The organism is Pseudoruegeria sp. SHC-113, assembly GCF_025376885.1.
In the GTDB taxonomy this organism is placed as follows: Bacteria; Pseudomonadota; Alphaproteobacteria; order Rhodobacterales; family Rhodobacteraceae; genus Pseudoruegeria.
Window position 1 is genome coordinate 2,810,078 of the sequence record NZ_JAHUBR010000001.1, and the last position, 20,230, is coordinate 2,830,307.

A 20,230-nucleotide genomic window follows, 5' to 3' on the forward strand; every position below is an offset into this window, starting at 1 on the left:
TTTGTTCTGTAAATATCTCGGGGGGAGTCCTGAAAGGACGGGAGGCAGAGCCCCCCTCCCCCGCTGACATCAGACGAGGCGGCTTATAATCACGGTGACTTCAGGCTTCTTGCCGATCTCGTCCTGCGCGGCGCGGCGGGTGGCGCGGCGCAGGTCTTCTTCGATCTTGTCGTCATTGGTGAGCGTCTTGGATTTCATGCGCATCATGAGCTGGGTCAACTCGCCTTCCAGCACATCCACGAGCGGCGCGCCGGAAGTGCCCATCTCAGGCAGGCCCATCAGTTCGACCCAGGGCTCGCCCAGCGGTTCGTCTTCCTCGTCGATGATCACCGTCACGATCACATGGCCGTTCAGCGCCATGCGTATGCGATCGCGCACCACACCATCCATCGCGCCGATCTTCACCGAGCCGTCCAAGTAGGTGCGGCCGGTTTCCACGTAATCCACCACCTGCGGCAGATCGCCGGTCAGGTCCAGCATGGTGCCGTTCACGGCCACGGCAGACGGAATGCCCGTTTCCTTGCCGAGCTTGGCGTGTTCGCGCAGGTGGCGGTGTTCGCCGTGCATCGGGATCAGCATCTGCGGCTTGATGATGCCGTGCACCGCCTGCAGGTCGGGCCGGTTGGCGTGACCTGACACGTGGTAATCCCCACCGTGATCATCCACCACGTCCACGCCCATTTCGGAATAGGCGTTCATGATGCGGATCACGCCGCGTTCGTTGCCGGGGATGGTTTTGGAGGAGAAGAGGAAGGTATCGCCTTCTTTCATCTCAAGCCCCAGGTATTTGCCACGGCTCAGCTGGGCCGAGGCCGCGCGGCGCTCGCCCTGGCTGCCGGTCACGATCAGCATCAGGTTCTCGCGCGGGATCTCCGCCGCTTCTTCTGCCGACACGGTTTTCGGAAAATCGCCCAGGATGCCGGTTTCTTCCCCGGCGGTGATCATCCGACGCATGGCGCGGCCCAGCAGGCAGACCGAACGGCCCGCCGCCTGCCCCGCTTCCGCGAGCGATTTCAAGCGCGCGATGTTGGAGGCGAAGGTGGTGGCCACGATCATGCCCTCGGCCTGCGCCACCAGCTCTTTCAGCGGTGCTGCGACACTGGCTTCCGAGCGGCCCGCATGGGGCGAGAAGACGTTGGTGGAATCGCAGACCAGCGCCTTGACGCCCGGCTTGGCCACCGAGGCCCAGAGATCCGGGTCAAAAGGCTCGCCGATCACCGGCGTCTGGTCCAGCTTGAAATCGCCGGTGTGCACGATGCGGCCCGCGGGCGTGTCGATCACGAGGCCGGAGCTTTCGGGGATCGAGTGCGAGACCGGCAGGTAGCCCACCTTGAAGGGGCCGGCTTCGATCATCTCGGGAAAGGCGGACGCGGTGATCACCTCATCCTCGGGCTGGCCGGCGTCCTCCATTTTGCGGCGTGCGTGCCAGGCGGTGAAGCTGCGCGCGTAGACGGGTTTGCCCAGTCGCTGCCAGAGATGGCCGACACCGCCGACGTGATCCTCGTGGGCATGGGTGATGAAGATCGCCTCCAGCCGGTCCGCGCGTTCGGCGATCCAGCTGATGTCCGGCAGGATCAGATCCACCCCCGGCGTGCTGTCCATGTCGGGGAAGGTCACGCCCAGATCCACGAGGATGTAGCGCTCCTTGCCCTTCGGCCCGTAGCCGTAGACATAGCAGTTCATGCCGATTTCCCCGGCACCGCCGAGGGGGAGATAGATCAGACGCGAGTCACTCATGAACTGCCCAATTCCTTGTTGTATTCGTGGATGACGGTCAGACCATGCATCGTCAGATCGTCTTCGAAATGGTCAAATAGGGCATCGCCCTGCTGGAACAAGGGCGCCAGACCGCCGGTGGAGATCACCTTCATCGGGCGCGCGCGTTCCTCCTTGATGCGGGCACATACGCCATTCACGAGGCCAACGTAACCCCAGAACACCCCCGATTGCATACAGGCCACCGTGTTGGTGCCCACGACGCGCGCCGGTTTCGTCACGTCCACGTGGGGCAGCGCAGCCGCCGCCTCGTGTAGGGCTTGCAGCGAGAGGTTCACGCCGGGCGCGATCACCCCGCCCACATAGGCACCATCAGTATCGACCACGTCGAAGGTGGTGGCGGTGCCGAAATCCACCACGATCAGATCGCCGCCGTATTTGCTGAAGCCCGCTACCGTGTTGACCAGCCGGTCCGGGCCCACCTGCGTGCCCTCGTCCACGCGCACATCCACCGGCAGGCGGCATTCAGGCTTGCCCACCACGAGGGGGCGGCAGCCGAAGTAGCGGTCGGAGAAGACGCGCAGGTTGAACACCACGCGCGGCACGGTGGAGGAGATGATCACCTCGGTGATATTGGCCTCGATCTTCTGGAAATTCATCAGCGTCGAAAGCCAGACGTAATACTGATCCGCCGTCCGCTGGTGTTCGGTGGAGGTGCGCCATGTGGCGACAAAGGATGTGCCATCCCAAATCGAGAAGACGGTGTTGGTGTTGCCGCAGTCGATGCACAGAAGCATGCGGGCCTCCTTGCGCTATTGGTGCTCTAGAAAAAGACGTCCGCCGCGGGGATGGACAGGCGTCCGGCAGGCGTCTTCAACACGAGGTTGCCTGCGGTGTCTACCGTTTCAAAGGTGCCCTGATGGCTTTCGCTCATGGTGCGCGCGGTGATCGGCTCGCCCAGTCTGGCGGCGCGCGCGAGCCAGGCTTCGCGGATCGGGGCAAAGCCGTAGGTGGTGAACTGCGCTTCCCAGCGGGCATAGGCCGGGGCGAGCAGGTCCAGAAACTCTTCCGGTGTCACCCGCGCGCCGGTCTCGCTCAGCAGGCTCACAGGCGGCGTTGCGCCAGCTTCCACCTCATCCCGGCCCGGCGCGGCGGCGAGGTTCACCCCGATGCCGATGCAGAGATGCAGCGCGCCGCCCGTATGGCCGAGGCTTTCGAGCAGGATGCCCGCCACTTTGCCACCATTGAGCAGCACGTCATTGGGCCATTTCAGCGCGAACATCTGGCTGCGCCCGGTTGCGGCCACGAAGGCCTCCCAAAGCGCGAGCGAGGCCACGAAGGAGCGCAGGGCGATCACGTCGGGCGACTCCGTCGGGCGCAGCACCAGCGTGGCCGAGAAATTGCCTTCAGGCGCTTTCCAGACGCGGCCACGGCGGCCCCGCCCTGCGGTCTGCTTCAAAGCGAGGATCCATTCTGGCCCTGCCAGCGTTGGTGCAATGCGCACGGCCTCGGCGTTGGTGCTGTCCAACTCGGCCAGCACACGCCGGCCATAGCCCAAGGGCCATGGATCAGCGGACAAGGGTTTCCGCCGCCAGCGCTGCCGCCGTATCGACACCGAAGAGGTTGAACACGCCGAACACCATCACCGCCGCAGAGCCCATCAGGAAGACCCAAAGGATCGGGGAGCCATTCTTGTCCAGCGCTTCGGTCTCTTCGCCGAAATACATGAAGTAGACGATCCGCAGGTAGTAGAAGGCTCCGATCACGGAGGCGATCACACCGGCCACGGCGAGCCATGTCATGCCGCCATCCACAGCCGCCGCCAGCACCGAGAGCTTGCCAAAGAAGCCCACCATCGGCGGCACGCCCGCGAGCGAGAACATCAGCACCAGAAGCGCCAGCGCGCCGGTCGGATCTGTCTTGGAATAAAGGCTCAGCGCACGGATGTCGCGCACGGGGCGGCCGTCTTTCTCCATGCCGATGATGAAGGCGAAGGTGCCGATGTTCATGGTGACGTAGATCGCCATGTACAGAAGCATCGCCTGCACCCCGGCCTCGGTGCCGGATGCGAGCCCCATCAGGGCAAAGCCCATATGAGCGATGGAGGAGTAGGCCATCAGGCGCTTGATGTTGGTTTGCCCGATCGCGGCGATTGCGCCGAGGAACATGGAGGCCACCGACAGCAGCGCGATGATCTGTTTCCAGTCCCCCACGGCCCCGCCGAAGGCGTCATGCACCACGCGGGCAAAGAGCCCCATCGCGGCCACTTTGGGCGCGGTGGCGAAGAAGGCCGTCACCGGCGTGGGCGAGCCCTCGTAGACATCCGGCGTCCACATGTGGAAGGGCACAGCGGAGACCTTGAAGGCAAGGCCCGCAGCGATGAAGGAAAGCCCCACGAGGAGGCCGAGCGAGAGCCGCCCGTCTTGCGCGGTTTCCACGATGCCGGAGAAGAGCGTGGTGCCCGCAAAGCCGTAGGTCAGCGAGGCCCCATACAGGAGCAGGCCCGAGGAAAGCGCGCCGAGCACGAAGTATTTCAGGCCGGCTTCGGTGGATTTCACCGAGTCGCGCCGCAGCGAGGCCACGACGTAGAGCGCGAGCGATTGCAGTTCGAGCCCCATGTAGAGCGCCATCAGATCGCCGGCGGAGACCATCATCATCATGCCGACAACCGCCAGCACGATCAGTACCGGGTACTCGAAGCGCAGCAGATCACGCTTGGCGAGGTAGCCCTCGCTCATCAGCAGCACGGCCGAAGCCGAGAGCAGGATCACGACCTTAGAGAAGCGGGCGAAGCCATCGTCCACGAAGGCACCATTGAAGGCGGTCTGCACCGGGCCACCGGAGAGGCCGATCCAGATCGCGACGGCGGCAAAGACGGCGGCCGTGGCCCACAGCAGCGCAGGCGCGGCCTTGTCCTTGGTGGTGTAGACGGCAAAGAGCAGCGCGCCCATGGCGTAGACCGCCAGGAACAGCTCGGGAAGGACGGTGGCGATATCAGCGGAAATCATTTGTTTCCCCCCTTAATGCTGCGCCACTTGGGTGGCTGCCCCGCTATCAAGCGTGGCGATGGTATATTGGTTCACAAGCGCTTCCACCGAAGGCCCGATCACGTCTGTCACGAGGCTCGGGTAGACGCCGAGCAGGATCGTCATCACGACGAGCGGCGCGAAGATCACCTTCTCGCGGCGGGTCATGTCGGTGATGGTTTTCAGGCTTTCCTTGATCAGATCCCCGAAGACCACGCGGCGGTAGAGCCAGAGCGCATAGGCCGCCGAGAGGATCACGCCGGAGGTGGCCACGACGGCAACCCAGGTGTTGGCCTGGAAAACGCCCATCAGCGTGAGGAATTCGCCGATGAAGCCTGAGGTGCCCGGCAAGCCGACGTTGGCCATGGTGAAGAGCATGAAGATCAGCGCATAGGCGGGCATGCGGTTCACGAGGCCGCCGTAGGCGTCGATCTCGCGGGTGTGCATGCGGTCATAGATCACGCCGACGCAGAGGAAGAGCGCGCCGGAGATGAAGCCGTGGCTGAGCATCTGGAAGATCGCACCATCAATGCCCTGCTGGTTGGCGGCGAAGATGCCCATCGTCACGTAGCCCATGTGCGCGACCGAGGAATAGGCGATCAGCTTCTTCATGTCTTCCTGCACCAGCGCCACGAGCGAGGTGTAGACGATGGCGATGGCCGAGAGCCAGAGCACGAAGGGGCCCGCAATCTCGCTCGCCATCGGGAACATCGGCAGGGAGAAGCGCAGGAAGCCGTAGCCGCCCATCTTCAACAGGATCGCCGCCAGCACCACGGAGCCAGCCGTCGGAGCCTGCACGTGGGCGTCCGGAAGCCAGGTGTGCACCGGCCACATCGGCATCTTCACCGCGAAGGAGGCAAAGAAGGCCACCCAGAGCAGCATCTGCATCCCGCCCACGATCTGCCAGCCAAAGAGGCTGATCGTGTCGGAGGAGAACTCGTGCTGCAGCAATTCGGCGATATTGGTGGTGCCGGCGTCCAGATACATGGCGATCATGGCAACGAGCATCAGCACCGAGCCGATGAAGGTGTAGAGGAAGAACTTGAAGGCAGCGTAGATGCGGTTCTTACCGCCCCAGATGCCGATGATCAGGAACATCGGGATCAGCCCTGCCTCGAAGAACAGGTAGAACAGCACCAGATCCAGCGCGCAGAAGACGCCGATCATCAGCGTTTCCAGCACGAGGAAGGCGATCATGTATTCCTTCACCCGATGCGTCACCTCCCAGCAGGAGAGGATGACAAGCGGCATCAGGAAGGTCGTCAGCATCACGAAAAGGATCGAGATGCCGTCCACGCCCATGCGGTAGCTCAGGCCGAGGATCCAGTCCTTGTCTTCGACGAACTGGAAGCCCGTGTCGGCCGGATCAAAGCCGATCAGCAGCAGCAGCGAGACGAGGAAGGTCGCGCTGGTGGCCAGAAGGGCCAACCATTTGGCGTTCTGGCGCGCGTCCAGATCGTCGCCGCGCAGGAAGAAGGCCATGATCAGTGCTGCGAGCAGCGGCAGAAAGGTGATGATCGAAAGGAGGTTTTCCATCAGTTCGCTCCTCCGCCGATCACCATCCAGCTGACGAGGATCACGATCCCGATCACCATGGCGAAGGCGTAGTGGAATAGGTAGCCCGACTGCGCCCGGCCCGCGAGCCGGGTGAAGAAGGGAATGACGCCCATGGCAAGCCCGTTGATGCCGCCGTCGATCACATCGCCGTCGCCCTTCTTCCAGAAGAAGTTGCCAAGCGCCTTGGAGGAGCGCACGAAGAGGAAATCATAGGCCTCGTCGAAGTACCACTTGTTGAGCAGGAACTTGTAGAGCGGCTCCTGCGAGGCAGCGAGGCGTTTGGGCAGGCTCGGGTTCACGATGTAGAAGAGATAGGCGAGCGACAGCCCGATCAGCATGGCGATGAAGGGCGAGACCTTCACCCATTTCGGCGCGTGGTGGGCGTTGTCCATCACGTGGTTTTCCGGACGCATGTAGATCGCGCCCACCGGGGCCTGGCCGTGGTGCAGCGCCGCCGTGGCGGCGTGATCGTCGCTGGCGTGCTCCGCTGCGTGATCAGCACCTTCGCCGTGGGCTTTGTCCTCGGCGTGCTCATCCTTGGCGACGGCGTGATCGTCGCCTTCCGCCTTGGCGTGGTCATCGCCATGCGCGTCGCCGTGGCTTTCGGAGGCCTCTGCGTGGTGGTCGGGGATGCCGAAGAACTTGTTCACCTGATCATGGGTGCCGAAGAAGCTGCCGAACCAGATCATCCCGGCAAAAATTGCACCAAGCGAGAGCACGCCCAGCGGCACCAGCATCACCATCGGGCTTTCATGCGCATGCTCATGGGTGTGCTTGTCACCGCGCGGCTTGCCGAAGAAGGTCAGGAACATCAGGCGCCAGCTGTAGAAGCTCGTCATGCAGGCCGCGACGACGAGCATCCAGAAGGCATACATGCCCGCGTCCGACTGCGCCCCGAAGGCACTTTCGATGATCGCGTCTTTCGACAGGAAGCCGGCAAAGCCGATATGGGTGAGCGGGATGCCGACGCCGGTGATAGCCAGCGTGCCGATCATCATCGCCCAATAGGTGTAGGGGATCTTTTTGCGCAGGCCGCCGTAGTTGCGCATGTCCTGCTCGTGGTGCATCGCGTGGATCACGGAGCCCGCACCGAGGAAGAGCATGGCCTTGAAGAAGGCGTGCGTGAAGAGGTGGAACATCGCCGCCGAGTAAACGCCCACGCCCGCGGCCACGAACATGTAGCCAAGCTGGGAACAGGTCGAATAGGCGATCACGCGTTTGATGTCGTTCTGCACGAGGCCAACGGTGGCGGCGAAGAAGGCCGTGGAAGCGCCGATGTAGATGATGAAGGTCTGCGCGCCGGGGGCGTATTCCATCAGCGGCGACATGCGGCAGACGAGGAAGACGCCCGCCGTCACCATGGTTGCCGCGTGGATCAGCGCCGACACAGGCGTCGGGCCTTCCATCGCGTCCGGCAGCCAGGTGTGCAGGAAAAGCTGGGCCGATTTGCCCATCGCGCCGATGAACAGCAGGAAGCCGATCAGGTTGGCCGCGTTCCACTCACGCCACAGGAAATGCAGGTTGGTTTCGGCCAGCGCCGGGCCGGCGGCGAAGACATCGTCGAAGTTGATGCTGTCCACCAGGTAGAACAGCGCGAAGATGCCGAGCGCGAAGCCGAAATCGCCCACGCGGTTCACCACGAACGCCTTGATCGCGGCGGCGTTGGCGGAAGGTTTGCGGTAGTAGAAGCCGATCAGAAGGTAGGAAGCCACGCCCACGCCCTCCCAGCCGAAGAACATCTGCACGAGGTTGTCCGCCGTCACCAGCATCAGCATGGCGAAGGTGAAGAACGAGAGATAGGCGAAGAAGCGCGGTTTGTAGACCTCGCCTTTCTTCCACTGCGGATCGTGATCCATGTAGCCGAAGCTGTAGAGGTGCACGAGGCTCGACACCGTGGTGATCACGATCAGCATAATCGCGGTGAGGCGATCGAGCCGGATCGCCCAGGCCGTATCGAGGCTGCCGGACTGAATCCAGTCGAGGATGTGGATCTGCTCCATCGTGCCATCGAAGGTCAGGAAGATGATCCAGCTGAAGAAGGCGGAGACGAAGAGAAGCCCCGTGGCCACCCATTGGGCGGCGGTTTCGCCGATGATCTTCCAGCCGAAACCGCAGAGGATGGCGCCGATGAGCGGGGCAAAGAGGACGATGCTGGCCATGCGCTTAGCCCTTCATCACGTTGACATCTTCCACCGCGATCGTGCCACGGTTGCGGAAGAAACAGACGAGGATCGCGAGGCCGATGGCGGCCTCGGCGGCGGCGACGGTGAGCACGAAGAGCGTGAAGACCTGCCCGACGAGATCGCCGAGGAAGGCGGAGAAGGCCACGAGGTTGATGTTCACCGCCAAGAGCATCAGCTCGATGCTCATCAGGATCACGATCACGTTCTTCCGGTTCAGGAAGAGCCCGAAAATCCCGATCACGAACAGTGCCGCGGCAACCGCCAGGTAGTGTTCAAGTCCGACCATGCGTCCCTCGCATTTCACTGGCAGGCGGGCCTGCCGGTACATTCTAGTCTCATTGGCCGCGCGCCTTATTTAAAAGCGCGCCGCGTTTATCCTTCGAGCCCTTGGCCGGGCTTCACATCCACCACGTCCATCGCCTTGGCCGGATCGCGGTACATCTGCGCCAGCACGTCCTGACGTTTCACGTCGGGGCGGTGGCGCAGGGTCAGCACGATGGCGCCGATCATGGCAACAAGCAGGATCAGGCCCGCGGCCTGAAAGAGGTAGATGTAATCGGTGTAGATCAGCCGCCCGAGGGCTTCGGTGTTATGCGCTTCGGAAAGCGCCGGCGTCACGGCGGCGCGCAGGCCTTCGGCCTGATCGGCAAACTGCCAGACGCCGATCGCAAGCCCGATCTCCATCAGCAGCACCACACCGATCAGAAGCGCCAGCGGCACGAATTTCGCCATCTCCCCGCGCAGCTCGGCGAAATCCACGTCGAGCATCATCACCACGAAGAGGAAGAGCACCGCCACCGCGCCGACGTAGACGATCACCAGAAGCATGGCGACGAATTCCGCCCCGAGGATCACGAAGAGCCCAGCGGCCGACAAGAAGGTGAGGATCAGCCAGAGCACCGAATGCACCGGGTTGCGGCTCACGACAACGAAAAGCCCGGCCACCACAGCGGTGATGGCAAAGACGTAAAAGGCGAAATCGGCGACTGTCATTGGCTTCCGTCCTCCGCGGAGGCGGCGTCGCCTCCGTCCGTGAATACGCTCTGGGCGATCTGCAGCGCTTTCGTCATCGCCGGGGTGCCCCCGAACATCGACATCTGCAGGATCACCTCGGCGATCTCCCGCTCGCTCGCGCCGGCTTCCAGCGCGTGGCGGATGGTGAGCTTGAGTTGCGGCTCGGCCTGCGCGCCCAGCACCGTCATGGCGGCGATGTTCAGCAGAAGGCGCGTCTTGCTGTCGAGCCCTTCCGGGTTCAGCGTCTTGCCGAAAGCCATCTCCATGAAGCTCTGGGAGAGCGTGGGCATCAGATCCTCAAAACCGGCCGCTTTGGCGTAATTGGCCATGGCCGGGTTGAAGGCCTTGGCCATCTCCTGGCTCTGCTCCATGAAGGCTTCGAAGATCTTGGTGAAATCGCTGGTCATCGGTAGGGCGCATCCATTTCGAGGTTGCGGGCGATCTCGGCTTCCCAGCGCTCACCGTTCGCAAGGAGCTTGTCCTTGTTGTAGAAAAGCTCTTCGCGGGTCTCGGTGGCGAACTCGAAGTTTGGCCCTTCCACGATGGCATCCACCGGGCAGGCTTCCTGACAGAAGCCGCAGTAGATGCATTTGGTCATGTCGATGTCATACCGCGTGGTGCGGCGGGAGCCGTCATCGCGCGGCTCGGCATCGATGGTGATCGCCTGCGCCGGGCAGACGGCCTCGCAGAGCTTGCAGGCAATGCAGCGCTCTTCGCCGTTGGGGTAGCGGCGCAGGGCGTGTTCGCCCCGGAAACGCGGGCTGAGCGGCCCTTTTTCATGGGGGTAGTTCAGCGTCGATTTCGGCGCGAAGAAATACTTCAGCCCGAGCTTCATGCCCTGCCAGAAATCCTGCAGCAGGAAGTATTTCGCGGCGCGGTTGATGTCGATCTGGGTCATGTCAGCCCCCCACGGTCCAGCGGGCATAAGCGCCCCAGAATGCCCCGAACTGGGCGAAGAAAGCCACGATCACCACCCAAGCGAGCGAGAGCGGCAGGAAGACTTTCCAGCCGATCCGCATCAGTTGGTCATAGCGGTAGCGCGGCGTGATCGCCTTCACCATGGCGAAGAGGAAGAAAAAGAAGGCCATCTTGGCGACCATCCACAGCGGCCCATCCGGCAGGAAGGGCACCGGCGAGAGCCAGCCGCCGAAGAACAGCAGCGTGGTAAGCGCGCACATCAGGAAGATGGCGATATATTCGCCGGCCATGAACAGCAGGAAGGGCGTGGCGGAATATTCCACCTGATAGCCCGCAACGAGCTCGGATTCTGCTTCCGGCAGATCGAAGGGCGGGCGGTTGGTTTCAGCCAGCGCGGAGATGAAGAACAGGAAAACCATCGGCAGATGCGGCAGCCAGTACCAGCCGAAGAACCCCCAGCCGGTGTCCTGCGCGCGCACGATGTTACCGAAGTTCATCGAACCGGTGGTGATGATCACCCCGATGATGATCAACCCGATGGAGACCTCGTAGGAGATCATCTGCGCCGCAGAGCGCAGAGAGCCGAGGAAGGGATATTTCGAGTTCGACGCCCAACCGCCCATGATCACGCCGTAGACCTCCAGCGAGGAGACGGCGAAGACGTAGAGGATGGCGACGTTGATGTCGGAGAGCACCCAGGTGTCGTTGAAGGGGATCACCGCCCAGGCGATCATGGCCAGCACGAAGCTTGTCATGGGCGCGAGGAAGAACACGGGCTTATCCGCGCCTGCCGGCACAACCACTTCTTTTACAACGTATTTCAGCGCATCGGCCACCGATTGCAGCAGGCCGAAGGCGCCCACCACGTTGGGGCCGCGCCGCATCTGGACAGCCGCCCAGATCTTGCGGTCGCCATAGACGAGGAACAGCAGCGAGATCATCACGAAGCCGATCACCAAGAGGCATTGCGCCACGATGATCAGGGCGATCCCCGGTCCGGTCGAAAAGAAGTCAGCCATTGTCCCTCACACCGTCGGTATGCCGGTTTCGGCGCAGGTTTCCACTGCGGCCCCGGCATCGATTGTCTTCAATCCTTCGGGCAGCGCCGGCGAGATCGTGTAGACGGCATCTCCATACCAGACCCCCCGCTGCTCTGCCACATTCGTGCGCACGTGGCGCGCGTATCTGTAGCCACGGATCACCGTGTATTGCGCTGCCGCGCATTCGGCGTATTCCGCCACATCCTGATTGTCCCGCGCGCCCTGCATCGTGACGCGGAAACTCACCAGATCCCCGTCGAGCAGGCGCGTTTCGATGCCCTGATAGCTGGGCTCGAACGGCAGCTCGTCCCGGCTGACCGGTTCCGGCTCTGCACAGGCCGCCAGCAGGGCTGCGGCAGGTATGGCAAGCAAGGCCCGCATCTTATTCCGCCGCCACCTTGCCTTGCGCCCGCTCCGTTGCCAGCGCGGCCAACTCGCCCATCAGCGCCGAGGCGCGGGCGATCGGGTTCGTCAGGTAGAAGCTGTCCACCGCCGGGGCGAAATCGCCCGCGATCAGCTTACCGGCGCTCAACGAAGCACCTTCGTTCTCGATCACCTCGTCGATCCGCGCCAGATGCGGCACCGCCTCGATCAGCGCGGTGCGCAACTGCGCGAGGCTGTCGTAAGGCAGCTGTGCGCCGCACTCGGCAGAGAGCGCGCGCAGGATGGCCCAGTTTTCCTTGGCCTCACCCGGCGCGAAGCCCGCGCGCATGGCAAGCTGCGGGCGGCCTTCGGTGTTGACGAAAAGCCCGTTTTCTTCCGTATATGCCGCGCCCGGCAGGATCACATCGGCCCGATGCGCGCCACGATCGCCATGGCTGCCCTGATAGATCACGAAGGCCCCTGCGGCGATGTCCAGCTCGTCCGCGCCGAGGTTGTAGATCACATCCGCACCCTGCACGGCCCCCATGCCATCGGCATTGACGGCACCTACATCCATCGCGCCCACGCGGGCGGCGGCGGTGTGCAGGATCAGCAGGCCGCTTTCGGTGTTGGCGGCGATCTCCTGCGCGGCGGCCAGAACGGCTGCCCCGTCTTCGCCTTGCAAGGCACCCTGCCCCACGATCACGAGCGAGGCCTTGGCCTTGATCTCCGCATCGCCGCCCATGGCGACGACCTTCTCAAGCGCGGCGCGATCGGCACCGGCGTGATAGTAATTATACGTCAGATCAACGGCTTGCCCCACAAGCGCCACTTCCGCGCCGCGCGCCCAGGCGCGGCGGATGCGGGCGTTAAGCACTGGCGCTTCCTCGCGCGGGTTGGTGCCGATCAGTAGGATCCGCTCTGCCGCGTCGATGTCCTCGATGGCCGCCGTGCCCACATAAGCAGCACGGTTGCCAGCGGGCAGTTTCGCCCCGTCGGTGCGGCATTCCACAACGCCCCCCTTGGCCTCAACGAGCCCTTTCAGCGCGAAAGCGGCCTCGACCGGGGCCAGATCACCCACGAGGCCCACGAGTTTTTGCGCGCCGTTGATCGCTTCAGCCGCCTTGGCGAGCGCCTCGCCCCATGTGGAGGGCTTGAGCTTGCCGTCCACCCGGACATAGGGCTTATCGAGCCGCTGGCGGCGCAACCCGTCCCAGACGAAACGCGTCTTGTCGGAGATCCACTCCTCGTTCACGCCGTCATGGTTGCGCGGCAGCATCCGCATCACTTCGCGGCCCTTGGTGTCCACCCGGATGTTGGAACCGAGCGCATCCATCACGTCGATTGTTTCGGTCTTCGTCAGCTCCCAGGGCCGCGCCGTGAAGGCGTAGGGCTTGGAGGTGAGCGCGCCCACGGGGCAGAGATCGATGATGTTGCCCTGCAGGTTGCTGTCGAGCGTCTGGTTCAGGTAGCTCGTGATCTCGGCATCCTCGCCCCGGCCCGTCTGGCCCATCTGGGTGATGCCGGCCACTTCGGTGGTGAAGCGCACGCAGCGGGTGCAGGAGATGCAGCGCGTCATGTGGGTTTCCACAAGCGGGCCGAGGTTCAGATCCTCCACCGCGCGCTTGGGCTCGCGGAAGCGGGAGAAATCAACACCATAGGCCATGGCCTGATCCTGCAGATCACATTCGCCGCCCTGATCGCAGATCGGGCAATCCAGCGGGTGGTTGATCAGGAGGAACTCCATCACGCCCTCGCGGGCCTTCTTGACCATGGGCGAGTTGGTTTTCACCACCGGCGGCGCGCCTTCCGGCCCCGGGCGCAGATCGCGCACCTGCATCGCGCAGGAGGCGGCGGGCTTGGGCGGTCCGCCCACAACTTCCACAAGGCACATGCGGCAGTTGCCCGCGATGGAGAGCCGCTCGTGGTAGCAGAAGCGCGGGATCTCGATCCCGGCCTCTTCGCAGGCCTGGATCAGCGTCATCGCCGGATCCACCTCGATCTCCTGATCGTCGATGATGATTTTGCGCAGATCGGTCATACCGCCTCCGTCCCTGAGCTCATGTGGCTCAAATATTTGAAATCATAGGCCGCGTCGCTTGCGCCATTGGTCGCGAGCTCCGAAAGGCGCGCCTTGCCCTCGGCCAGCGTCGGCCGGTGCCCGGCGCGGATTGGCCAGATCACGTAGGTTGGCTCATCGATTTTAGCGAACCACTCGTCGCGACGGGCAAGGAACTTGCCATGCAGCGTATCGTGCACAAAGGCCGAAAGCGCCGCCGGCGTTTCCCACACTGAGAGCGTCGCCACGACACGCGGATCCGCGTCCAACACCTGTGCAGGCGCGTTTTCCGGCGTTGTCATATCCGCGTCCGTCAAACGCCAAACAAAGCCCTTGGCCCTATCAGCGATGCCGTTCACAGTGTCCAGCGCGTTCACAAAAGGGGCCACGCGAGGATTATCCACCTCGCCCAGAAGCCGCCCCCAGTTCATCTGGGCCACGTGATATGCAGGCATCGCGCTCACCCCTCGCAGCGCCCGGCAAAAGTGATGCCGCCTTCCACGATGGACAGCTGGCCCAGCGGCGTGTCGGGGCCGACGCGCCAGTCGATCTCGGAGGAGCCGTAATACTTGATGCAGTGGCGCACGCCCTCGTGCCGCGCGGCCTCCTTGGCCCCTTCCAGAGAAGAGGCCGCAGGCGACACGCGCACGGTGAAATCCCGCCGCGCCTTGCGCTCGCTGCTCACCTTCGTCTTGAAGGCCACGCCGTCGTACAACTGTTTGGGCGTGTTGCTGCAGGCCGCCATCAGCGCCAGCACGGCAAAGCCCAGCGTGGCTTTTACAAGCATCGATTTGCGGTCAGCCATCATCATCTCAACGCACCTTCGAGAACGTCGGCGGATGGCCTTCGTTCTTCTCCAGAACAACCATGGAATCATGCACATGGATCGCGCTCACCTTGCCCTCGAACTCGGGGTGCGGCGGCTCGCCGGGGTAGTACCAGCGATGCATGTCGTCGATCATATCCCTGATCTGGTTGAAGAAATTATCCTTATTGCCCCGCCCACCGCCGAAGCCGCGATAGTAGCTCGTGTGCAGATCCTCGATCAGGTAGAGCCCACCGTCCTCCAAGAGCGGAAACAGCACCTCAAGGCTCTTCTTGATGTGGGGCATCATGTGGGAGCCGTCGTCCAGCACCACATCGATGCCGCCCATCTCCTCCACCACGCTGCGCAGAAATTCGGGATCGTCCTGCGATCCGATCCGCACCTGCCCGTCCTGCCCGTCAAAGGCACGGCAGTTCTCGTTGATGTCGACACCGAAAATATGCGCCTCCGGCCCGAAGAACTTGCGCCAGAGCTGCAGGCTGCCGCCCTTGGCCACGCCGATCTCAAGGAATCGAAATCCGGTGCCGCGATACTGGCTCAGGTAGCGCTCATAAAGCGGGATGTAATGGTGCCACTTCGAGACGGAGCGCTTCTTGTTCTCCGCAAAGATGCGCGCCAGATCGCCTTCGTATCCGTATTTTTCACGGATGTCGGAGACGATATCGCCGTCGGCAGGAAAGAGAAACTTCTTCAACAGGCCTACTCCGCCGCCACCGCGCTGACGCGGCCCGACCGTTTGTGCTTGATGCGATCCTCGATCTCGTCGCGGAAGTGGCGGATCAAGCCCTGGATCGGCCAGGCGGCCGCATCGCCAAGGGCGCAGATCGTGTGGCCTTCGACCTGCTTCGTAACATCAAGCAGCATGTCGATCTCTTCCGGCTCGGCATCGCCGCGCACGAGGCGGTCCATCACGCGCATCATCCAGCCGGTGCCTTCTCGGCAAGGCGTGCACTGGCCACAGCTTTCGTGCTTGTAGAATTTGCTCAACCGCCAGATCGCCTTGATCACATCGGTGGACTGATCCATCACGATCACCGCCGCCGTGCCAAGCCCCGAGCGCTGCTCGCGCAGCCAGTCGAAATCCATGATCGCATCCGTCGCGATGTCTTTTGGCAGCAGCGGCACGGAGGATCCGCCTGGAATCACCGCTTTCAGGTTGTCCCAACCGCCGCGCACGCCGCCGCAGTGACGGTCCAGCAATTCGCGCAGCGGGATCGACATCGCCTCTTCCACCACGCAGGGGTTGTTGACGTGGCCGGAGATGGCAAACAGCTTGGTGCCAGCGTTGTTGGGCCGCCCGAAGGAGGCAAACCAATCCGCGCCGCGCCGCAGGATCGTGGGGATCACGGCGATGGATTCCACGTTGTTCACCGTGGTCGGGCAGCCATAGAGCCCCGCGCCGGCCGGGAACGGCGGCTTCATGCGCGGCATGCCCTTTTTGCCCTCAAGGCTTTCGATCAGCGCGGTTTCCTCGCCGCAGATATAGGCGCCCGCCCCGTGATGCAGATAGAGATCGAAATCCCAGCCCGACCCGGCGGCGTTCTTGCCCAGAAGCCCGTCGTCATAGGCTTCGTCGATCGCGGCCTGCAGACATTCGCGCTCGCGGATGAACTCGCCGCGGATGTAGATGTAGCAGGCGTGCGCGCCCATGGCGAAAGAAGCGATCAGCGCGCCTTCGATCAGCGTGTGCGGATCGTGGCGCATGATCTCGCGATCCTTGCAGGTGCCGGGCTCGGATTCATCGGCGTTGATCACAAGGTACGACGGGCGGCCATCGCTCTCCTTCGGCATGAAGGACCACTTCAGCCCAGTGGGGAAACCCGCGCCACCCCGGCCACGCAGGCCAGAGGCCTTCGCTTCATTGATGATCCAGTCCCGACCCTTCTTGATCAGATCGCCCGTGCCATCCCAATGGCCACGCTTCTTCGCGCCCGCCAGCGTGCGCTCGTGCATGCCGTAGATATTGGTGAAGATCCGATCCTTGTCCGTCAGCATCGTCTTATCCTTCGTTGTCCCGGCGCTTGCGCCAGATCTGATAGGTTACCACCAGCGCCCAGAAAAATCCGGCCAGCGCGGCAAGGTCGAAGAGGAACACGTAGCGGGCCTCTAGCCCCAGACGGGGGCCCGCCCATTGCGCGCCGAGCCACAGCAGCATGGTGACGGCAATCACGACGCCCACCACGCGCGACTGGCGCGCCAATGCCTTATCCTGCTCGGACGGGCCGCTCATTGGCCACCCTCCGCGCCAATCATCTCGCGCGCCTGTTCGACCCAGCGTTGCCGCGCGATCCGGTCTTTCTTGTTGATGCCGAGCGCCTCGGTCAGCTTTGCCACTGCAGTTTCATCCAGCGCCGCGATCTGGGCGAGCGTGGTGATACCTTCCTCCTGCAGCTTCTCCAGCATCGGGCCCTGAATGCCTTTGATGCGCAGAAGCTCGCTGTCATCGGCGGCTGCAGGCGCCTCCGAGCTGGCGGCGGGCGGCGTGTAGCGCCATGTGCCCTTGCGCGCGGCCAGTTCCTGCTCACCGGCCAGCAGTGTAGAGGCAAGCGGCGCGGCCTCGGCCTTGGGCTCGGGCGCAGTTTCAGGGTCTGGAGCGGGGGCCTGTTCGGCGGGGGCTGCGGCGGTTGTTTCCAGCGAGGCTTCGGGCATCGGCTCCGGCTCGGGTTCAGGCGTGGGCTCGGGCTCTGGTTCCGGCACAGTCTCAGGGTCCGAAACCGGGGCCTCGGCCTTCGGCTCGATCTGGCTGCGGACGGCATCCATCACGGCGGCGTCTTCGGCTTCCGCCTGCGGCTCCGGGCGCGGATCGGCCAGCGACGCCTCAACGGCCGCGCTGGCCTCGCGCATAGCCTCGGCCACGGCGGTTTCGCCTGCGGGGCCACCGAAGAGGCGGCTCAGCACCAGCCCGCCCAAGGCGAACACAACGAGCCCGGCCGAGATCCCCAGCGATCCGCCAAGCACCAGCCACACGATGAGGCCCGCACCAAGAGCAATGGCCCAGTATTTTGCTTTGGTCATATTCCCGTTCCCCCGTTGATGCTTTCACGTTTCATGACAAGGGCATAGCACAGACGGGCTGCGCATGCGCCAACAAGCGCCTGCCGATGTCCGTTCTGCCGTGTGGCTGCCCTCAACGTGATCACTCCTCTTGCGGAAACGGGCGCGCCTTAAGCGCTGCCCTTCTCGGTTGCGAAGGCTTTCGCCTGGTCGATCCAGCCGTCACGCTCGATGCGGCCCTTGAACTTCAGCCGGGCGTCCACCCAGGCCACCTCCCCTTTGCCCCATTTGGCTATCTGCTCGAAATGATAGATGCCCATGTCGTTGAGCAGGGCTTCAAGCTTCGGCCCCACGCCCTTGAGCCGCTTCAGATCATCCGCACCGCCAGCCCCGGCTGACGTCAGCAACTCCGGCTGAACCTCGTCCGCCGCTGCCGGGCTTTCGGTTTCCACCGCGGGGGCTTTTTGCGCAGCTTTCGCAGCCTTTTCAGGCGCGGGTTTCGCCGGTTTCTTCGGCGTCTTGCCCTTGCCGCTGTCAAGCCACGGCGTGATCAGCGGCACTTCGGTGCCATCGATGCGCTTGATGGTGTCGCCCAGATCGGTGGCCAGTTGCACCGAGCCATTGCTCGCCGCGCGGCCCTCGGCCCCTTCGGCAAGGCTTGTCAGGCCCGACAGCGGCTCCGCCGCATAACGGCCGTTCTGCGGGCCGGGCCGGGGCACGTCACCGGCGCGGAAGGCGTCGATCATCGCGGCGAAGCCTTCCGCCGTGAGATCCTCGTAGAAATCCTTGCCGATCTGCGCCATCGGCGCATTGGTGCACGCCCCGAGGCACTCGACCTCTTCCCAGGAGAGCTTGCCGTCCTCGGAAATCTGATGCGCTTTAGGCGCGATCTTTTCCTTGCAAACCGCAATCAGATCTTCCGCGCCGCAGATCATGCAGGACGTGGTGCCGCAAATCTGGATATGGGCCACCTCGCCCACCGGCTGCAGCTGGAACATAAAGTAAAACGTCGCCACTTCCAGCGCGCGGATATGGGCCATGCCCAGCATATCAGCCACGGCCTCGATGGCGGGTTTGGACAGCCAGCCCTCCTGCTCCTGCGCGCGCCAGAGGAGCGGGATGATCGCGGAGGCCTGACGGCCTTCGGGAAACTTCGTCATCTGGGCCTCGGCCCAGGCCTGGTTTTCCGGCGTGAAGGCGAAGCTTTCGGGTTGATCCGGGTGAAGACGGCGCAGCATCACTTGCCCCCTTTGAGCCCGTGACGGCGGCGGGAGCCTCCGGCGGGGATATTTCTGGTCAGAAGATGGGAGAGGCCGCTCATCTGTCGATCTCCCCGAACACAACGTCCATCGTGCCGATGATGGCGGCCACATCGGCGAGCTGGTGGCCCGTGGCGACGAAATCCATCGCCTGCAGGTGCAGGTAGCCCGGCGCGCGCAGCTTGGCGCGGTAGGGTTTGTTGGTGCCATCGGCCACGAGGTAGACGCCGAACTCGCCCTTGGGCGCTTCCACGGCGGCGTAGACTTCGCCCGCGGGCACGTGGAAGCCCTCGGTGTAGAGCTTGAAGTGGTGAATGAGCGCTTCCATCGAGGTCTTCATCTCGCCGCGCTTGGGCGGGGTGATCTTGCCGCGCGCGAGGATGTCGCCCTGCCCTTCGGGCGCACGCAGCTTTTCGATGGCCTGTTTGATGATCTTCAGGCTCTCGCGCATCTCCTGCATGCGGCAGAGGTAGCGATCGTAGCAATCGCCGTTCTTGCCGATGGGGATGTCGAACTCGAATTCGTTGTAGCACTCATAAGGCTGGGCGCGGCGCAGATCCCACGGCAGGCCGGAGCCGCGCACCATCACGCCGGAGAAGCCCCATTTCTGGATGTCGTCCTCGGTGATCACGCCGATATCGGCGTTGCGTTGCTTGAAGATGCGGTTCTCGGTCAGCAGCCCGTCGATGTCATCCATCACGCGGGGGAAATCATCGGCCCAGGCGTCGATATCGTCGAGCAGCTCGGGCGGCAGATCCTGATGGACGCCGCCGGGGCGGAAATAGGCCGCGTGCAGCCGCGCGCCGCAGGCCCGCTCATAAAAGACCATGAGCTTCTCGCGCTCCTCAAAGCCCCATAGCGGCGGGGTGAGCGCGCCCACGTCCATCGCTTGCGTGGTGACGTTCAGGAGGTGATTCAGGATTCGGCCAATTTCGCTGTAGAGCACCCGGATCAGCGAGGCGCGGCGCGGCACTTCCACGCCGGTGAGCTTTTCGATGGCAAGGCACCAGGCGTGCTCCTGGTTCATCGGCGCGACGTAGTCGAGCCGGTCGAAATAGGGCAGGTTCTGCAGGTAGGTGCGGCTTTCCATCAGCTTCTCGGTGCCACGGTGCAGCAGGCCGATATGGGGATCGCAGCGCTCCACGATCTCGCCATCCAGCTCTAGCACCAGACGCAGCACGCCGTGGGCGGCCGGGTGCTGGGGCCCGAAGTTGATGTTGAAGTTGCGGATCTTCTGTTCGCCGGTCAGGACGTCTTCGAAATTGCCATCCATGC

General features: G+C 63.5%; 21 protein-coding genes. All 21 read right to left on the reverse strand.

Going from position 1 to position 20,230, the window contains the following annotated elements; genetic code table 11:
* Positions 1 to 69: 69 nt before the first annotated feature.
* The gene (locus KVX96_RS13765; RefSeq protein ID WP_261195097.1) at positions 70 to 1,737 is read right to left on the reverse strand and encodes a ribonuclease J; all 1,668 of its coding nucleotides are present in this window, start codon (positions 1,735 to 1,737) and stop codon (positions 70 to 72) included.
* Entirely contained in the window at positions 1,734 to 2,513 is a 780-nt protein-coding gene (locus KVX96_RS13770; RefSeq protein ID WP_261195098.1) for a type III pantothenate kinase, read from the reverse strand. Before KVX96_RS13770 ends, KVX96_RS13765 begins: the two co-directional genes overlap by 4 nt.
* Positions 2,514 to 2,539: 26 nt before the next feature.
* Positions 2,540 to 3,295 carry a biotin--[acetyl-CoA-carboxylase] ligase gene (locus tag KVX96_RS13775; RefSeq protein WP_261195099.1) on the reverse strand — a complete coding sequence of 252 codons (756 nt, stop codon included), beginning with the start codon at positions 3,293 to 3,295 and terminating at the stop codon, positions 2,540 to 2,542.
* Positions 3,285 to 4,724, reverse strand: a complete 1,440-nt coding sequence (gene nuoN, locus KVX96_RS13780; RefSeq protein WP_261195100.1) for an NADH-quinone oxidoreductase subunit NuoN — start codon at positions 4,722 to 4,724, stop codon at positions 3,285 to 3,287. The genes KVX96_RS13775 and nuoN overlap by 11 nt, the downstream gene beginning before the upstream one ends.
* Before the next feature lie 12 nt (positions 4,725 to 4,736).
* Positions 4,737 to 6,278, reverse strand: a complete 1,542-nt coding sequence (locus KVX96_RS13785; RefSeq protein WP_261195102.1) for an NADH-quinone oxidoreductase subunit M — start codon at positions 6,276 to 6,278, stop codon at positions 4,737 to 4,739.
* Positions 6,278 to 8,458, reverse strand: a complete 2,181-nt coding sequence (gene nuoL, locus KVX96_RS13790) for an NADH-quinone oxidoreductase subunit L (protein WP_261195103.1) — start codon at positions 8,456 to 8,458, stop codon at positions 6,278 to 6,280. The genes KVX96_RS13785 and nuoL overlap by 1 nt, the downstream gene beginning before the upstream one ends.
* A gap of 4 nt (positions 8,459 to 8,462) precedes the next feature.
* Complete coding sequence (gene nuoK, locus KVX96_RS13795; RefSeq protein WP_085868819.1) at positions 8,463 to 8,768, reverse strand: NADH-quinone oxidoreductase subunit NuoK; 306 nt, start codon at positions 8,766 to 8,768, stop codon at positions 8,463 to 8,465.
* Positions 8,769 to 8,854: 86 nt separating this feature from the next.
* Positions 8,855 to 9,475 (reverse strand): NADH-quinone oxidoreductase subunit J, encoded by a 621-nt coding sequence (locus tag KVX96_RS13800; RefSeq protein ID WP_261195104.1) that lies wholly within the window; start codon positions 9,473 to 9,475, stop codon positions 8,855 to 8,857.
* A complete protein-coding gene (locus KVX96_RS13805) occupies positions 9,472 to 9,903 on the reverse strand; it encodes a carboxymuconolactone decarboxylase family protein (RefSeq protein ID WP_261195105.1) in 432 nt (143 codons plus the stop codon). The genes KVX96_RS13800 and KVX96_RS13805 overlap by 4 nt, the downstream gene beginning before the upstream one ends.
* Positions 9,900 to 10,394, reverse strand: coding sequence for an NADH-quinone oxidoreductase subunit NuoI (gene nuoI, locus KVX96_RS13810; RefSeq protein ID WP_261195106.1), 495 nt, complete (start codon positions 10,392 to 10,394; stop codon positions 9,900 to 9,902). Before nuoI ends, KVX96_RS13805 begins: the two co-directional genes overlap by 4 nt.
* A gap of 1 nt (position 10,395) precedes the next feature.
* Positions 10,396 to 11,433 (reverse strand): NADH-quinone oxidoreductase subunit NuoH, encoded by a 1,038-nt coding sequence (gene nuoH, locus KVX96_RS13815; RefSeq protein WP_261195107.1) that lies wholly within the window; start codon positions 11,431 to 11,433, stop codon positions 10,396 to 10,398.
* Positions 11,434 to 11,439: 6 nt separating this feature from the next.
* Complete coding sequence (locus KVX96_RS13820; RefSeq protein ID WP_261195108.1) at positions 11,440 to 11,835, reverse strand: hypothetical protein; 396 nt, start codon at positions 11,833 to 11,835, stop codon at positions 11,440 to 11,442.
* Between the two features lies 1 nt (position 11,836).
* Positions 11,837 to 13,858, reverse strand: a complete 2,022-nt coding sequence (gene nuoG / locus KVX96_RS13825; RefSeq protein ID WP_261195109.1) for an NADH-quinone oxidoreductase subunit NuoG — start codon at positions 13,856 to 13,858, stop codon at positions 11,837 to 11,839.
* Positions 13,855 to 14,331: a DUF3291 domain-containing protein gene (locus tag KVX96_RS13830; RefSeq protein WP_261195110.1), complete on the reverse strand. Its 477-nt coding sequence runs from the start codon at positions 14,329 to 14,331 to the stop codon at positions 13,855 to 13,857. Before KVX96_RS13830 ends, nuoG begins: the two co-directional genes overlap by 4 nt.
* 5 nt (positions 14,332 to 14,336) lie before the next feature.
* The gene (locus KVX96_RS13835) at positions 14,337 to 14,681 is read right to left on the reverse strand and encodes a hypothetical protein (RefSeq protein WP_261195111.1); all 345 of its coding nucleotides are present in this window, start codon (positions 14,679 to 14,681) and stop codon (positions 14,337 to 14,339) included.
* Positions 14,682 to 14,688: 7 nt separating this feature from the next.
* Complete coding sequence (locus KVX96_RS13840) at positions 14,689 to 15,396, reverse strand: class I SAM-dependent methyltransferase (protein ID WP_261195112.1); 708 nt, start codon at positions 15,394 to 15,396, stop codon at positions 14,689 to 14,691.
* Between the two features lie 5 nt (positions 15,397 to 15,401).
* Complete coding sequence (gene nuoF / locus KVX96_RS13845; RefSeq protein WP_261195113.1) at positions 15,402 to 16,697, reverse strand: NADH-quinone oxidoreductase subunit NuoF; 1,296 nt, start codon at positions 16,695 to 16,697, stop codon at positions 15,402 to 15,404.
* Positions 16,698 to 16,701: 4 nt separating this feature from the next.
* Positions 16,702 to 16,932: a DUF5337 domain-containing protein gene (locus tag KVX96_RS13850; RefSeq protein WP_261195114.1), complete on the reverse strand. Its 231-nt coding sequence runs from the start codon at positions 16,930 to 16,932 to the stop codon at positions 16,702 to 16,704.
* Complete coding sequence (locus tag KVX96_RS13855; protein WP_261195115.1) at positions 16,929 to 17,717, reverse strand: hypothetical protein; 789 nt, start codon at positions 17,715 to 17,717, stop codon at positions 16,929 to 16,931. Before KVX96_RS13855 ends, KVX96_RS13850 begins: the two co-directional genes overlap by 4 nt.
* Before the next feature lie 149 nt (positions 17,718 to 17,866).
* A complete protein-coding gene (gene nuoE, locus KVX96_RS13860) occupies positions 17,867 to 18,934 on the reverse strand; it encodes an NADH-quinone oxidoreductase subunit NuoE (protein ID WP_261195116.1) in 1,068 nt (355 codons plus the stop codon).
* 79 nt (positions 18,935 to 19,013) lie between these two features.
* Entirely contained in the window at positions 19,014 to 20,228 is a 1,215-nt protein-coding gene (locus tag KVX96_RS13865; RefSeq protein ID WP_261195117.1) for an NADH-quinone oxidoreductase subunit D, read from the reverse strand.
* Positions 20,229 to 20,230 lie beyond the last annotated feature (2 nt).

What these genes read in the sequence shown, in the direction of transcription:
- KVX96_RS13765 (WP_261195097.1), bottom strand. Translation starts at nt 1,737, where the DNA reads ATGAGTGACTCGCGTCTGATCTATCTCCCCCTCGGCGGTGCCGGGGAA.
- nuoG (WP_261195109.1), bottom strand. Translation starts at nt 13,858, where the DNA reads ATGACCGATCTGCGCAAAATCATCATCGACGATCAGGAGATCGAGGTG.
- nuoN (WP_261195100.1), bottom strand. Translation starts at nt 4,724, where the DNA reads ATGATTTCCGCTGATATCGCCACCGTCCTTCCCGAGCTGTTCCTGGCG.
- KVX96_RS13820 (WP_261195108.1), bottom strand. Translation starts at nt 11,835, where the DNA reads ATGCGGGCCTTGCTTGCCATACCTGCCGCAGCCCTGCTGGCGGCCTGT.
- KVX96_RS13835 (WP_261195111.1), bottom strand. Translation starts at nt 14,681, where the DNA reads ATGGCTGACCGCAAATCGATGCTTGTAAAAGCCACGCTGGGCTTTGCC.
- nuoK (WP_085868819.1), bottom strand. Translation starts at nt 8,768, where the DNA reads ATGGTCGGACTTGAACACTACCTGGCGGTTGCCGCGGCACTGTTCGTG.
- nuoH (WP_261195107.1), bottom strand. Translation starts at nt 11,433, where the DNA reads ATGGCTGACTTCTTTTCGACCGGACCGGGGATCGCCCTGATCATCGTG.
- KVX96_RS13805 (WP_261195105.1), bottom strand. Translation starts at nt 9,903, where the DNA reads ATGACCAGCGATTTCACCAAGATCTTCGAAGCCTTCATGGAGCAGAGC.
- nuoI (WP_261195106.1), bottom strand. Translation starts at nt 10,394, where the DNA reads ATGACCCAGATCGACATCAACCGCGCCGCGAAATACTTCCTGCTGCAG.
- nuoF (WP_261195113.1), bottom strand. Translation starts at nt 16,697, where the DNA reads ATGCTGACGGACAAGGATCGGATCTTCACCAATATCTACGGCATGCAC.
- nuoE (WP_261195116.1), bottom strand. Translation starts at nt 18,934, where the DNA reads ATGCTGCGCCGTCTTCACCCGGATCAACCCGAAAGCTTCGCCTTCACG.
- KVX96_RS13850 (WP_261195114.1), bottom strand. Translation starts at nt 16,932, where the DNA reads ATGAGCGGCCCGTCCGAGCAGGATAAGGCATTGGCGCGCCAGTCGCGC.
- KVX96_RS13785 (WP_261195102.1), bottom strand. Translation starts at nt 6,278, where the DNA reads ATGGAAAACCTCCTTTCGATCATCACCTTTCTGCCGCTGCTCGCAGCA.
- KVX96_RS13855 (WP_261195115.1), bottom strand. Translation starts at nt 17,717, where the DNA reads ATGACCAAAGCAAAATACTGGGCCATTGCTCTTGGTGCGGGCCTCATC.
- nuoL (WP_261195103.1), bottom strand. Translation starts at nt 8,458, where the DNA reads ATGGCCAGCATCGTCCTCTTTGCCCCGCTCATCGGCGCCATCCTCTGC.
- KVX96_RS13800 (WP_261195104.1), bottom strand. Translation starts at nt 9,475, where the DNA reads ATGACAGTCGCCGATTTCGCCTTTTACGTCTTTGCCATCACCGCTGTG.
- KVX96_RS13770 (WP_261195098.1), bottom strand. Translation starts at nt 2,513, where the DNA reads ATGCTTCTGTGCATCGACTGCGGCAACACCAACACCGTCTTCTCGATT.
- KVX96_RS13865 (WP_261195117.1), bottom strand. Translation starts at nt 20,228, where the DNA reads ATGGATGGCAATTTCGAAGACGTCCTGACCGGCGAACAGAAGATCCGC.
- KVX96_RS13830 (WP_261195110.1), bottom strand. Translation starts at nt 14,331, where the DNA reads ATGCCTGCATATCACGTGGCCCAGATGAACTGGGGGCGGCTTCTGGGC.